This window comes from Bradyrhizobium quebecense (assembly GCF_013373795.3).
Classification (GTDB): Bacteria; Pseudomonadota; Alphaproteobacteria; order Rhizobiales; family Xanthobacteraceae; genus Bradyrhizobium; species Bradyrhizobium quebecense.
In genome coordinates this window covers 4289677-4303526 of record NZ_CP088022.1, presented here as the reverse complement: position 1 = coordinate 4303526, position 13850 = coordinate 4289677, and the positions used below count along the sequence as shown (strand labels likewise).

The window sequence follows — 13850 nt, the reverse complement described above, 5'->3', positions numbered from 1 at the left end:
GGGCACCATTCTTCCGATGTCGCAAAAATCCTTCGTTTGGCTCTGCCTGCTGCCGCTTGTGCTGGTGACGACGGCGTTCTTCCTGTTGCCGATGGCACGGCTGGTGGTCGCAGGCGCCGAAGGGCCGCATGGGCTTGCCGGATATCTCGCCATCCTGACCGAAGGCCGCTATCGCGCGACGCTGATCAATACCGTGCTGCTGGCGGCGGCAACCACGGTCGTCACGCTGATCGTGGCGACGATCGCCGGAATGTTCCTGCAGCGGCACCGCTTTCCCGGGCGGGCCGTGCTGATTGCGATGCTGACCTTTCCGTTGGCGTTTCCCGGCGTGGTGGTCGGCTTCATGATCATTCTGCTGGCAGGGCGGCAAGGGCTGATCGGCGATCTCTCGAACCGGATCTTCGGCGAGAAGTTCGTTTTCGCCTATTCGATCTACGGGCTCTTCCTCGGCTATCTCTATTTCTCGATCCCGCGCGTCATCCTCACCATCATGGCGGCCGTGCAAAAGCTCGATGTCGGTCTGGAGGAAGCCGCGCGTTCGCTCGGCGCCAGCCCATGGGCGGTGCAGCGTGATGTCGTGCTGCCGGCACTGGCGCCGGCCTTCGTCGCGTCCGGTGCGATCGCATTTGCGACAGCGATGGGCGCCTTCGGCACCGCCTTCACGCTGGCGACGAACATCGACGTGCTGCCGATGCTGATCTACACCGAATTCACGCTGGCCGCGAATTTCGCGACCTCGGCGGCGCTGTCGGTGGGGCTCGGCCTGATCACCTGGCTCATCCTTGCGCTGGCCCGCACGTTCAGCGGAAGCGCGGTCGCAGCGGCTGGGTGAAAAGCATGCGCGATCGCCTGATCTTCACCGGCCAGTTCATCTTCACGCTGCTCGTTGCCGCATTCCTGGTGGTGCCCGCGGGGCTTTCGATCTCCGCCGGCGTCACCGTGAATTATTTCCGGGGCATTCAGTCCGGCGTGACCCTGCAATGGGTCGCCCAGGTCTGGGAGCTCTATGCCGGCACCATTCTGCTCTCATTCGTGATCGCCTTCGCGACGCTCGCCGTCACGCTGCTCGCCGGCGTCCCCGCGGCCTACGCGCTGCACGCGCGGGGAGGCCGCCTTGCCCGCATCGTCGAGGAGATCATCACGCTGCCCTTGGCGATCCCCGGGCTTGCGATCGCGCTTGCGCTGCTGCTCGCCTATGGAAGCTTCGGAGGCTTCCGCCGTTCCTGGCTCTTCATCCTGGTCGGTCACGTGATCTTCACCATGCCGTTCATGGTGCGGTCGGTCATGGCGGTGTTTGCGACCGTGGACATCAAGACGCTCGATGAGGGCGCTGCCTCGCTGGGGGCATCGCCATGGCGGCGCTTTTGCGATGTCATCGTGCCGAATGCGCTGCCGGGAATTCTGGCCGGCGCACTGATGGTGGTCACGTTGTCGCTCGGCGAGTTCAACCTGACCTGGATGCTGCATACGCCGCTAACAAAGACGCTGCCGATCGGACTCGCCGACAGCTATGCCTCGATGCGGCTCGAAGTCGCCTCGGCCTACACGCTGATCTTCTTCGTGATGATCATTCCGCTGCTGGTCGCGATGCAACTGCTGGCCGACAGGGATCACAAGCGATGAGTACGGCGGGGCATGGTGCAGCAGTGCGGATCGAGGCGTGCGGCAAGACCTTTGCCGATGGGACGCGCGCGCTTGATCCCGCAACCCTCGACATCGCGCGCGGTGAGACGCTGGTGCTGCTCGGCCCATCCGGCTGCGGCAAGACCACGATGCTGCGCATCATCGCGGGCCTCGAGTTGCCGGATGCGGGCGGCAAGGTGCTGTTCGACGGCAAGGATATGACCTCGGTCCCGATCGAGCGGCGCAATGTCGGCATGGTGTTTCAGTCCTACGCCCTGTTCCCCAACATGACGGTCGCGGACAATATCGCCTACGGCCTGAAGATCCGGGGTGTTGCCAGGGGCGAGCGTGCCGCCCGCGTCGCCGAGCTGGTGGCTCTCACGAACATCACGGGGTTGGAGAACCGCCGCATCGACCAGCTTTCGGGCGGCCAGCGCCAGCGTGTGGCACTGGCGCGTGCCGTCGCGATCCGGCCGGGCATATTGCTGCTCGACGAGCCCTTGACCGCGCTTGATGCCGCCTTGCGGGACCGGCTGCGAGGCGAGCTCAACCGGCTGTTGCGAGCACTTGGTATCACGACGATCTATGTCACCCATGATCAGTCCGAAGCCATGGAATTGGGCGACCGCATCGTCGTGATGCGGAAAGGTGCGATCGCCCAGATCGGCACGCCGCGCGAGGTCTACTTCGCACCGAAGGACCGCTTCGTGGCGGAGTTCATCGGAGCAGCGAATATAGTTGAAGCTCCGATCGAGAACGGCATGCTGATCCTGCCCGGCGGGCGATTGCCGATCGAGGGTGGCGCGACAGCTGCGAACGCGACCGTCATGATCCGTCCCGAAACCATTCGCGTGACGGATGCCGGGGCAGCCGTACTCTCGGGAGTTGTCGATTCCGTCAGCTTCATCGGCGACCGGCAGCGGCTCGTCGTGAGTGGTGCGTCGAGCAAGCCACTCAATGTCGACGCGCCCAACACAATCCAGGCCAAGGTTGGCGATCGAATCGGGCTTTCGATCGCGGCCGACGCTGTTCGTCTGCTCCCGTCCGAACCCTGAGATTGATCGATGCCGCCGAAACCCGTCCTGATCGCGCAGATTTCCGACCTCCACATCAAGCCGCCGGGAGCGCTGGCCTATGGCCGGGTCGATACCGCGAAGGCGCTTGAGCGCTGTGTGGCGGCGCTCGGGGCGTTCGAGCCGGCGCCCGATTTCGTCGTGATCTCGGGCGACCTTGTCGATACGCCGTCGGTCGAGGAATACGACTATCTCAAGCGATTGCTCGCGCCGCTGCGCCTGCCGTTTGCCGGCATTCCCGGCAATCACGACTCGCGCCAGTGGATGCGCGAAGCGTTTCCGGCCGCGCCCTATGTTCACGCAACAGGTCCGCTCGACCAGAAGATCGAAGTGAATGGCCTCGATCTCCTGCTGCTTGATTCAAGCGTAGCCGGCAAGCCGCACGGCATGCTCGAAGCGTCCACGCTGCAATGGCTGGACGCGGCGCTGGCGACGGCAGTCGACCGGCCGGCACTGCTTTTCCTGCATCACCCGCCATTCAAGGGCGGCATCTGGCATATGGACCGGCAAGACCTCTTCAATGCCGACGCATTGGCAGGAATCGTCAGGCGTCACCCGCGTGTGCGGTTGATCGGGTGCGGGCACGTCCATCGCGCGATGCTGACCAGCTTGGCCGGGATTGCCGTGACAATATGCCCCGCGCCGAACCACGCGGTCGACCTGGACCTCGGACAGCTCCGCGAACCATCGTTCAAGGTGGAACCGCCCGCATTTCATTTGCACACATGGTTTCCCGGGCAGGACTTTGGACAGCTGGTTACGCACCAGGTCCCGATCGGTCAGTTCGACGGGCCGCATCCGTTCTTTGGGCCGGACGGCAAGCTGCTGTGAGCTGGGCGGCGATGACCCGTACAGAGGGTCTTGCCAGGCGAGATTGTCGCTGATGGACCGGGTTTTCCAGATCACGGACAATCGCCGGCTACAATTGAGCGTTGCAACTAAGCGCATATTTATTCCAAGTTGTACCTTGGATGCCTTCTAGCCCGATTTCACCGGCTTGGACCTTTGTTGCTGTAGGCCCCCGGTGGGGCTATAGTCCTTTCTGCTTTCATTGATCGATGGCTCGTCGGTGTGTCGCGCTGCTGGCGCGCCGATTGAACGCAACACAATCAGTCTGGATCACAATGACCGGTGCGCTGCCCATAGAACGAACTGCCGGCGCGCCGTTGTTTTCGAACAACAAGCTATCGGTGCTGCGCAAGCATCCATACTTTGCCGATCTCGAGCCCGAGGCATTCGATCAGCTCTGCCGCTATGCCAAACACACCACGCTGAAGCGCGGAACGACGATCTTCTCCAAGGGCGATCCGGGCACCAGCCTGATCGCGGTGATCTCGGGCACGGTGAAGATCAGCATCTCCTCGCCGGACGGTCGCAACGCGATCCTGAACCTGATCGAGGCAGGAGAGATATTCGGCGAGATCGCGCTGCTCGACGGCTTGTCGCGGACGGCCGATGCCACCGCCAACACCAATTGCGAGCTGTTCGTCATCGACCGGCGCGAGTTCATTCCGTTCGTGCGCAGCCAGCCGACGCTTGCGATGAAGTTCATCGAGCTGCTGTGCGCAAGGTTGCGCTGGACCAGCGACCAGGTCGAGCAGGTGATCCTGCAAGATTTGCCGGGCCGTTTGGCGAGCGCGCTGCTGCGCCTGAGCGACAAGCACAAGCCCCAGGGGCGCACCATCTCGATCACCCAGCAGGAGATCAGCGAGATGGTCGGGATGACCCGCGAGAGCATCAACAAGCAGCTCCGCGCGTGGGCGACACGCGGTTGGGTCAGGCTCGAGCATGGTGCGATCGTCGTGCTGAAGCCCGAGTCGCTGCAGGCGCTGGTCGACGCCGGGGCTGATGACGGCGAGTAGTCGCTCTCCCGTCTGCGCGGTCGCTCCGGCATTTCACGAAATGGTGATCCGGACAAAGCCTGTGAAACCATTCACATCGGCCGCGCGTGCCCTGCGGTAAGTGACGCTTCGGTGGAGCACACTCGCACTGTGGAGGAATCCATGCAGGGCTCTTTCGACAACCGGCAACAGGATCCGGAAAGCAACTACGGGAGCTTCAGCATCAAGCTGATCGCTCTGCCGGTGCTCGTGATCGTTGCATTGATCGGGATGCTGGTCAGCCACCCCGCCGCAGTGAAATGGATATCGGACGTGGCACAAGCAGAGTTCGCCGGAACCGACGTCGTCGACGTCGATCCATTGACCAAGATTGCGCAGCCGGCACCCACGGCGCTGCCGCACAATGAGATGCGGACGGTGAAGGCCAACTGATCGTCGGCACCGTCGTCACGCGGCAATGCCGAGCAGCTTCGCTGCAGTCCGGCCGAGAATGTTGGCCTTGTCGTCGTCGCTCAGCGATGAGCAGGCGAAGATGTGGTCGGCCGGTGCCATTTGCCATGGATAGGGATAGTCGCTTCCCAGCACAATCTGGCCGGCGCCAACCTGGGCGGCGAGATGCCGGATCGCTTCGGGCGTGAAGACCAGAGAGTCGACGTAGATCTGCTTGAGATATTCGGTCGGCGCCTTCTGGAGCTTGATCTCCGGATTGCATCCCTTGGGTCCGACCAGGCAGGGATGATCCGAGCGATCGGCATAGGATGGGAGATAGCCGCCGCCATGCGCGGCGATGATCCTCAGTCCCGGGAAGCGGTCAAGCGTGCCCTCGAAGATCAAATGGGACAGTGCGATCGTGGTCTCGAGCGGATTGCCGATGGTGTTGCCGAGCCAGCCATTGCCGGAGAGCCGCCTGCCGAGCTCGGGTACGCCCTGCGGATGGATGAAGAGGGGGACGCCGAGTTCCTCGGCCTTGGCCCACACAGGATGAAACCTCGGATCGGAGAATTCGACGCCGTCGACGACACCGCCGATCGCGGCGCCCTTCAGGCCCTGCTTCTTGACCGCGGTCTCCAGCTCCTGCACCGCAAGGTCCGGCGCCTGCAGCGTCAGCGAGGCGAAAGCTGCGAACCGGTCGGGCTTCGAGGCGCAGAGTTCGGCGAGCTTTTCGTTCTGGATCTTCACGATCTTTCCGGCAAGCTCGCGATCTCGGTCGTACCAGTACGGATTGATCGAGAGGACCTCCATATCGACGGCCTGGGCGTCCATTGCAGCGAGGCGCTTGTCGATTTCGACGAAGGCCTCGGCGGCGCCGTTGACCGGCGGCAGTTGCAGTTTTCCGGCGTCGGCGCCGAGCAGCGCGCCGGCCTCGCGGAAGTGGCAATGCGAGTGAATGTCGATCGTCCTGATGCGCTTGCCGTCGACGGTGACCGGCAATTTCTGGCGCGATTGCTGCGCATTCGCATTGTGGACGAGCCCGCAGCCGCAGAACACGATGCCCGCCGCCGCTGCTCCCGCTTTCAGGAAATCCCGCCTTGTGGTCATGACGATCGCCTCCCTGGTCTTTTTGTTATGGACGGGGAGCCTAGGGGCGCCGGCGAGCGATCGCAAGACCACACGCTGTGCGTGTCGCGCAATGTTGATCTGCTCAGACCGGTTTGATCCCGGCCCTGGCGATGATGTCGATGGGTTCCGGTGACGGCCGCAGTTCTGCAAGACGCCGCTTGCCCTCAGTGCAGCACCTGGAGTTGCCGCGGCAGCCATAGCGAGATCTCCGGCAGATAGGTCACGCACATCAGGACAAAGAACATCACCGCGTAGAACGGCCAAATCTTGCGCATGACCTGCTCGATCGTGACCTTGCCGACCGCACAGCCGACAAAAAGGATTGCTCCGACCGGTGGGTGGCACAGGCCTATGCCGAGATTGAGCAGCATGATCATGCCGAAATGAACTGGATCGACGCCGAAGTTCTTCATGACAGGCAACAGGATCGGCGTGGCGATCAGGATCGAGGGTGCCATGTCGACGAGCGTGCCAAGCACCAGCAGCAGCACGTTGATCAGGAGCAGGATGACGTACTTGTTGTCGGAGATCGACAGGAAGAAGGCGGTCATCTTGGCCGGCATCTGCGTCAGGGCCATGATGTAACCGACGCTGGAGGCGCAAGCGATCAGCGTCATCACCATCGCGACAGTGCGCAGCGTGCGATGGAGCAGCACCGGCAGGTCGCGCCAGCGATAGTCGCGATAGATGAACATTGTGACGAAGAAAGCCCAGATGCAGGCGACGGCGCCGGCTTCGATTGCCGTGAAGATGCCGCCGAGAATGCCGCCAAGGATGATGACGAGGGTGATGAGACCCCAAGAGGCATCGATGGCGATCCGGATCGCGTCCTTGGCCGGCACGGTCTGGCCGTGCGGATGCTTTTCGCGATAGGCGACCGCCAGGCACAGGATGATCAGCGAGAAGCCGAGCAGCAGCCCCGGGAATACGCCGGCCATGAAGAGGGCGCTGATCGAGATCGTTCCGCCCGTCGCCAGCGAGTAGAGCACCGCATTGTGGCTCGGCGGCACCAGAAGGGCCTGGACCGACGAGGTGATCGTCAGGTTGGTCGCGAACACGCGCGGATAGCCGTTCTTTTCCATCTGCGGGATCATCACCGAGCCGATGGCGGATGTATCGGCGACCGCCGATCCGGAAATGCCGCTCAGGAATGTCGTCGCAAGCACGTTGACGATCGAAAGGCCGCCACGCAGACGGGTCAGTCCAACCAGCACGTCGGCAAACGCAACCAGCCGTCGGGCCATGCCGCCCTCCGCCATGATTGCGCCGGCCAGCACAAAGAACGGGATCGTGAGCATCGCGACCTTGCTGACACCGTCGGAGATCTTCAGCATCACCGCTTCCAGGGGAATGCCGATCCATAAGGCGCCGACGATGGCCGCCATCGCCAGCGAATAGGCGATCGGCATGCCGATCAGAAAGCACAGCAGCATGGTCGCGAGCAGAATGAGGATGTCCATCGTGGCCTCGCGCGATCAGTCGGCGGAAAAGTCGCGGTGCGGCCCGATCGGATCGGGCGGCGCACCCAGGAAAATCCGTTCGATGATGAACAGCAACAGGCAGGCGCCGCCGATCGGAATCGGAAGATAGGTGACGCCGACCGAAAGCGACGGGAAGTCGGCGATCGTGTTGTACCAGGTCACCTCGACGAGACGAGCGCCCCAGATGATCATGAACAGCGCGATCAGGCCCATCAGCAACTGGACGACAAGGTCGGTCAGGTTGCGGAGCGGGGCGGGCAGCTTGTTGGCAAAATATGCGACGTTCATATGCAGATTGAGCCGATATCCGGCGGCCGCACCGATGAACGTCACGACGATGGTGAGCAGCACCGCGAGAGGTTCGGGCCAGGATGCGGCGCTGTTCAGGACATAGCGCGTGAACACTGCCCAGGGGATGACGGCTGAAATCAGGATCAGCGCGACAGAGCCTGTGATGACGCAGGCAAGATACAGATAGTCCATCGCGCGGCGATATGATCCAGCCATGTCCATTTCCTGTAAGAGGACGATTTCCCGTATGGCGTGGTGTCAGGCAGACTGGATACGTCCGATCATGTCCTGGTATTTCGGGCCGTATTTGTCCCAGACCGGCTTGACCGCGTTCTGGAATGGCGCCTTGTCGGCAATCTCGATGATTTCGCACCCGGCAGCTTTCGCCTTTTCCATCGCCTGCTGCTCGTAGGTGTTCCAGAGCCCGCGCTCTTCCATCTGCGCCTCCCGGGCGAGCTTCCTGATCAGCGTCTGGTCATCGGCTGCCAGCGCGGACCAGGCGCGTTTCGAGAACACCAGCAGCTCGGGAACGATCAGGTGCTCGGTGAGCGAAAAGTGTTTCGCCGCGGTGTAATGATTGCTGAAGACGTAGCTCGGGGGATTGTTCTCGGCGCCGTCGATGACGCCGGTCTGCAGCGCGCTGAACACCTGATCGTAGCCCATCGCGACACCGTTGCCGCCCAGCGCGTTCATCATGTCGATGAAGATCGGATTGCCGATGACGCGGAACTTGAGGCCCTTGATGTCGGCGATCGTCTTGATCGCGTGCTTGGTGTTGTAGAGGCTGCGTGCGCCGGAATTCATCCAGCACAGTGCGACCAGTCCGGCATTTGGGCTTGCCGTGATCTTGTCCAGCAGCTCCTGGCCGATCGGGCCATCCATCATCCGCTCGGCATGTGCCATGTTCTTGAACAGGAAAGGCATGTTGACGACGTTGATGTCATCGACGATCGGGCCGATCGAGCCGGCGCTGACGCGCAGCATCTGGATCGCGCCGATCTGGGTCTGCTCGATGGTTTCCTTCTCGCCGCCGAGCTGCATCGAGGGAAACATCTGCAGCGACTGGCGGCCGTTGGTCGCCGCCGCCAGCTTCTTGCCGAGGTTTTCCGTCGCGACGACGGTCGGGTAGCCCGGTGGCTGTACGTCCGACGCCTTGAAGACCGCTTTCGACTGGGCGAGGGCGGTCTGCGCCGAGGTCGCAACCACCGCGCCGAGGCCGGCGCCGATCTTGATGACGTCGCGACGGTTGAGCCCGGCACCGCGGTGCTGCGATCGATCTGTACGATTCATGTCAAATCCTCCCAAAGTGCCTGGCCGGAGTCCGGCCGCGGTCATGCCGGCTGGCTCTGCTCGTCGAAGAACTCCGGATTGTTGTGCTGGGTGGCCGAGATATCGGCCAGAAGGCGTTCGAGATGCCGCGCCATCGCGGCTCCGGCGGATGCCGGGTCGCGGGCCTCGATCGCGGCCATCACGGCCTCATGCTCGGCGATGACTTCCGCCATCCGCCCACGCTGCGGCAGCGTGAGCCATCGGAAGCGGTCCACGTGAACCTTGACCTGCAGGATCAGCTTCCAGATGCCGGGATGTCCGGCAATTTCGGCGATGGCGGCGTGAAAGGCCTCGTCGGCCTGATGGAATGCTTCGCGATCGGCGGCCACCTCGGCCTCGCGCTGGCGTTCGAGGATCGCGTGCAGGCTGAGGATCTGGCTGGCGCTGGCGCGCTCGGTTGCCATGCGGGTCGTGGTTTCCTCCAGCGACCTGCGGACTATGATCGCCTCCGGAAGGGCGGCGAGCGGGATGCGAGATACGAAGATGCCCGATTGCGGGAAGATCTCGACCAGGCCTTCGTCCGACAGGCGCAGGATGGCTTCCCGCACCGGGGTCCGGCTGACGCCATATAAGCGCGCGATCTCGGCCTCGATGATCGGATCGCCGGGTCTGCGCTGTAGCGAGACCAGTTCAGCACGCAGTTCGGCATAAATCCGCGCCGCCGCAGTTGCGGCCCGCGGACGGCCGGTTCGCCGGTGGCCGGCGAGGTTGCGGAGCTTCGACTTTTTCGGCGAGCGGGCGGGCATTCGTGCTCCCAAAATTGATATATTAGTATATGAAGTCGTCACGGAAGGCAAACGAGCACCGGGAGGTCACATGACCGACTACCGCAAGCTATTCGATCTCACCGGCAAGACCGCCGTGGTGCTGGGCGCCGCCTCGGGCATCGGCAAATCCTCGGCTGAAGCGCTGGCGTCGCTTGGCGCACGCGTGCTGTGTGCCGATCGCACGCTCGAGGGCGCGGATGCGACCGCCGCGGCAATCCGGGAGCACGGCGGATCGGCAACGGCCGCCGGTTGCGATGCCGCCGACCGTGCGGACGTCGAGGCGCTGGCGGCGAAGGCGCTTGCGGAATTCCAGCGCGTCGACATCGCAGTCACCACGCCGGGGCTGAACATCCGCAAGACCATCCTCGACTACACCGACGAGGATCTCGACCGCGTCATCAACCTCAATATCAAGGGCACGGTGTGGTTCTTCCAGGCGTTCGGCCGCATCATGGTCCAGCAACAGGGCGGCAGCCTGATTGCCTGCTCCTCGGTGCGCGCCGTGACGATCGAGCCGGGGCTTGCAGTCTATGGTTCGACCAAGGCGGCGATCGGTCTGTTGGTCAAGGGCTTCGCGTCCGAGGTCGGGCGGTCCGGCGTCCGCGTCAACGCCATCGCGCCGAGTATCGCGGAGACCGCGTTGACCGGCCCGTTCAAGCAGCGGCCCGACATCTACAATCTCTATGCCGGCCACACCGTGTTCAATCGCTGGAGCAGCGCCGACGAGGTCGCCACCGCCGTGGCTTACCTTGCATCTGATGCGGCGAGCTATGTCAGCGGCAGCACGCTGTTCGTCGACGGCGGCTGGACGGCGGTCGATGGACCGCCGACGGGTCTCACGCAACTGGCGCGTTAGGCTGTCGCATCTAGGACGTCAGGCTGGAGACAAAGCCAGCCTCGCCACGTAGCTCCGACGTATCTGACGACGTCAGAATTGCGATCAAACGCTGCGCCTGCGATGCAGCCGAGGCCTGCGTTGCAACGGCAGCCGTATACATGGTCGCGAGCCCGCATCCCGGCGGCAAGGTGCCCGATAGCACGACGCCCTGCGTGCTGATGATCTCGGTGGATTGCGTGCAACCGATCGGCCGCCGGTCACTGGACCCGGCCAGATGCCGCATCGCCGTCGCGCCGTTCGGAAAGACTTTCAGCCGGTCGGCGACGACTTCGGCAATATCGAGTTGCGCCAGCACCTTCGCGACATGAATTCCGGCGGTTGACGCCTTGATATCGGGCACGAAGATCGCGTCCGCATCGAGCAGCACCGCGCGCAGGCTGGCCGCGTCACCAGCGGACGCCGGCGGATCTCCGGCGCGGACCGCAAGCGCCGTTTCAACGCGGCCGATGTCGGCGATCGAGCTGCGCAGAACCAGCCCTTCGTCGGCAAGCTTCGCGATCAGCGCGGCGGTCAGGATGACGATGTCGGTCGGAACGCCGGCCCGCAATCTGTCGGCCATGGCGCCGACCGCGCCGAAATCACCGGCAATGCCGAGGCCGGTTTCGGCTTCAAACGCCGGCTCCAGGCTGCGCACCAGTCCCTGCGCTGCGCCGCCGCTCAGGATGTTCAACGTCTTCATTTGCACCTGTTCCGTTACCACGGTTTGGCCGCTACGTGCCTATTCGGTCTTGTCCAGTCTTTTGACGACGTCTGTCCATTTCACGATATCGGCGCGCAGAAATTTGTCGAAGGCTTCCGGCGTCATGGTCATCGGCACCGCGCCCTGCTCGGCCCAAAACTTCTCGACCTCCGGCCGCCTGACCGCGGCATTCACGGCCGTGTTGAGTTTCTCGATGATCGGCTTCGGCGTGCCTGCTGGGGCCATCAAGCCGAGCCAGATCGTCGCCTCATAGCCGGAAACGCCCGCCTCGGTCACGGTCGGAATGTTTGATAGCACCGCGGAACGGGACTTACCGGTTGTTGCGAGCGCGCGGACCTGGTTTTCGGCAACATTCGGTGCCATCGCCGGAACTGCATCGATCATCATCTGGACCTGGCCGCCGATGACGCCGCTGCGGGCCTCACCACTGTTGCGGTAGGGCACATGCACGATGTTGACCCCGGCCATGGCTTTGAACAACTCGCCCGCCATGTGATACGGCGTCCCCTGACCCGACGAGGCGTAGTTCAGCTTTCCGGGCGCTGCCTTTGCAAGCGCGATGAACTCCTGCAGCGTCCTGGCCGGCACGGCGGGGTGAACCACGATCACCAGATCCGAAGTGTTCAGGGATGCGATCGGCGTCAGGTCGCGCATCAGCTCATATTTGCGCTGGGGCACCAGCGATTCATTGGCGGTCTGGGTGTTCGACATCATCAGAAGGGTGTAGCCATCGGCCGGCGCCTTCGCGACCTCGAGCGTGCCGATCACGCCGCCGGCGCCGGCGCGGTTCTCCACCACGAAGGGCTGGCTGAGGTTTTCCTGCAAGATGCTGCCGATCTGGCGCGCAACGACGTCGGCCGGACCGCCGGGACCAAACGGAACGACGATCCTGACCGGCCGCGCAGGATAATCCTCGGCGTCCGCATGTGAGCCCGACATCGAGACGGTCAGCAATGCCGCGACACACATCACGGCGTACCGAAAGTCCGCCATTGATCGTCTCCCCCAACTTTAGTCTTCTTTCTTGACCAGAAGTCTAGCTGCAACCTGAAGCATCTGTCGACGACAGACATCGTCTTCGCGCATCGGAACAAGGGCGGGAGGACGGTGTACTCAAACTTCGCCAACGCGTGCGGGGAATCAAATGAGGAAACATCCTGGATTATCGCGCCGCGATTTGCTGAAGGGCAGCAGTGCCGTGCTGGCAGGGACCGCCTTTTCAACGCGCGTGATGGCCGCCGCGCCAGCTGCGGAACCGGTGACGCCGGCGCTGATCGAGGCGGCGAAGAAAGAGGGGCAGGTCGTCTATTACACTTCGACCGATTTGCCGGTCGCCGAGAAATTGGCGAAGGCGTTCGAGGCTAAGTATGCGGGGATCGCCGTCCGTGTCGAACGCACCGGCGCGGAGCGTGTGTTCCAGCGGGTGGGCCAGGAATACGCCAGCAACATTCACGCGGTCGACGTCGTCAATTCCTCCGACGCCGCGCATTTCATCGTGTGGAAGCGCGACGGCGTTCTGGCGCCCTATGTGCCGGAGGAGGTCGCGAAATACTATCCGGACGAGCATCGCGATGCGGACGGCCAGTTCGCAAGCTTCCGGGTCTGGCTTTCGATCATTGCCTACAACACCAATCTCGTGAAGGCCGAGGATGCGCCGAAGAGCTTCGCCGACCTGCTCGATCCGAAATGGAAGGGCAAGATCGTGAAGGGGCATCCCGGCTATAGCGGCACCATCATGACCGCGACCTATCAGATGCAGCGCGACCTCGGCTGGAGCTTCTTCGAGAAGCTCGCAAAGCAGAACATCATGCAGGTGCAGTCCTCGACCGATCCACCGAAGAAGCTCGATCTCGGCGAGCGCGCTGTCATGGCCGACGGCAACGAGTACAACATCTTTCAGCTGAAGGAGATGGGCCGCCCGGTCGAGCCGGTCTACGCCACCGAAGGGTCGCCGATCATTGTCGGTCCCAATGGGATCTTCAAGGACTGTCCGCATCCCAATGCGGCAAGGCTGTTTCAATCGTTCGCGCTCGGGCGCGAGGGGCAACAGCTCAACGTCGAGATCGGCGGCCTCAGGTCCGTCCATGCGCAGGCCCAGGAGAAGGCCGGGCGCAAGCCGTTGAAGGACATCAAGACGATGAAGGACGACCCGGTGGCGGTGGAGAGGGAAGGGGAATCGATCAAATCGCACTACACCCGCATCTTCCGCGTTTGACGGACGGAGTGGGCCGGTAGCCGAGCCTTTGGGCGTTTGCCGCATGGCTTATGCGCGGTTTTCGCCCGGACC

15 protein-coding genes are annotated in these 13850 nt (G+C 63.2%); 8 read left to right on the top strand and 7 right to left on the bottom strand.

Going from position 1 to position 13850, the window contains the following annotated elements:
- Positions 1 to 16 precede the first annotated feature (16 nt).
- From HU230_RS20855 to HU230_RS20830, 6 genes are all read left to right on the top strand, one after another.
- Positions 17 to 832 (top strand): ABC transporter permease, encoded by an 816-nt coding sequence (locus HU230_RS20855; RefSeq protein ID WP_176530061.1) that lies wholly within the window; start codon positions 17 to 19, stop codon positions 830 to 832.
- 5 nt (positions 833 to 837) lie between these two features.
- The gene (locus HU230_RS20850) at positions 838 to 1623 is read left to right on the top strand and encodes an ABC transporter permease (RefSeq protein ID WP_176530062.1); all 786 of its coding nucleotides are present in this window, start codon (positions 838 to 840) and stop codon (positions 1621 to 1623) included.
- Positions 1620 to 2678 (top strand): ABC transporter ATP-binding protein, encoded by a 1059-nt coding sequence (locus HU230_RS20845; protein ID WP_176530063.1) that lies wholly within the window; start codon positions 1620 to 1622, stop codon positions 2676 to 2678. Before HU230_RS20850 ends, HU230_RS20845 begins: the two co-directional genes overlap by 4 nt.
- 9 nt (positions 2679 to 2687) lie before the next feature.
- Complete coding sequence (locus HU230_RS20840) at positions 2688 to 3527, top strand: phosphodiesterase (protein ID WP_176530064.1); 840 nt, start codon at positions 2688 to 2690, stop codon at positions 3525 to 3527.
- A gap of 293 nt (positions 3528 to 3820) precedes the next feature.
- Positions 3821 to 4558 carry a Crp/Fnr family transcriptional regulator gene (locus HU230_RS20835; protein WP_092115577.1) on the top strand — a complete coding sequence of 246 codons (738 nt, stop codon included), beginning with the start codon at positions 3821 to 3823 and terminating at the stop codon, positions 4556 to 4558.
- Positions 4559 to 4699: 141 nt separating this feature from the next.
- Positions 4700 to 4969: a hypothetical protein gene (locus HU230_RS20830; protein ID WP_176530065.1), complete on the top strand. Its 270-nt coding sequence runs from the start codon at positions 4700 to 4702 to the stop codon at positions 4967 to 4969.
- A gap of 15 nt (positions 4970 to 4984) precedes the next feature.
- Here the strand turns inward: HU230_RS20830 and HU230_RS20825 are convergent, their stop codons facing one another.
- The 5 genes from HU230_RS20825 to HU230_RS20805 all read right to left on the bottom strand — a co-directional run bounded on the left by HU230_RS20825 (position 4985) and on the right by HU230_RS20805 (position 9944).
- The gene (locus HU230_RS20825; protein WP_176530066.1) at positions 4985 to 6076 is read right to left on the bottom strand and encodes an amidohydrolase family protein; all 1092 of its coding nucleotides are present in this window, start codon (positions 6074 to 6076) and stop codon (positions 4985 to 4987) included.
- A 185-nt stretch (positions 6077 to 6261) separates the two neighbouring features.
- Positions 6262 to 7557, bottom strand: a complete 1296-nt coding sequence (locus HU230_RS20820) for a TRAP transporter large permease (RefSeq protein WP_176530067.1) — start codon at positions 7555 to 7557, stop codon at positions 6262 to 6264.
- Positions 7558 to 7572: 15 nt separating this feature from the next.
- On the bottom strand, positions 7573 to 8085 hold the full coding sequence (locus HU230_RS20815) for a TRAP transporter small permease (protein ID WP_176530068.1): 513 nt from the start codon (positions 8083 to 8085) through the stop codon (positions 7573 to 7575).
- A 42-nt stretch (positions 8086 to 8127) separates the two neighbouring features.
- A complete protein-coding gene (locus HU230_RS20810; protein ID WP_176530069.1) occupies positions 8128 to 9159 on the bottom strand; it encodes a TRAP transporter substrate-binding protein in 1032 nt (343 codons plus the stop codon).
- 41 nt (positions 9160 to 9200) lie between these two features.
- The gene (locus HU230_RS20805; protein ID WP_176530070.1) at positions 9201 to 9944 is read right to left on the bottom strand and encodes a GntR family transcriptional regulator; all 744 of its coding nucleotides are present in this window, start codon (positions 9942 to 9944) and stop codon (positions 9201 to 9203) included.
- 70 nt (positions 9945 to 10014) lie between these two features.
- On the opposite strand from HU230_RS20805, the gene HU230_RS20800 reads away from it, so the two are divergent.
- On the top strand, positions 10015 to 10821 hold the full coding sequence (locus HU230_RS20800; RefSeq protein WP_176530071.1) for an SDR family NAD(P)-dependent oxidoreductase: 807 nt from the start codon (positions 10015 to 10017) through the stop codon (positions 10819 to 10821).
- Positions 10822 to 10831: 10 nt separating this feature from the next.
- On the opposite strand, the gene HU230_RS20795 is transcribed toward HU230_RS20800, so the two are convergent.
- Entirely contained in the window at positions 10832 to 11542 is a 711-nt protein-coding gene (locus tag HU230_RS20795; RefSeq protein WP_176530072.1) for a molybdate ABC transporter substrate-binding protein, read from the bottom strand.
- A gap of 39 nt (positions 11543 to 11581) precedes the next feature.
- A complete protein-coding gene (locus HU230_RS20790; RefSeq protein ID WP_420840890.1) occupies positions 11582 to 12532 on the bottom strand; it encodes a Bug family tripartite tricarboxylate transporter substrate binding protein in 951 nt (316 codons plus the stop codon).
- A gap of 175 nt (positions 12533 to 12707) precedes the next feature.
- Here HU230_RS20790 and HU230_RS20785 point away from each other — a divergent pair, with 175 nt between their 5' ends.
- Positions 12708 to 13778 carry an ABC transporter substrate-binding protein gene (locus tag HU230_RS20785; RefSeq protein ID WP_176530074.1) on the top strand — a complete coding sequence of 357 codons (1071 nt, stop codon included), beginning with the start codon at positions 12708 to 12710 and terminating at the stop codon, positions 13776 to 13778.
- The last annotated feature ends 72 nt before the right edge of the window (positions 13779 to 13850 follow it).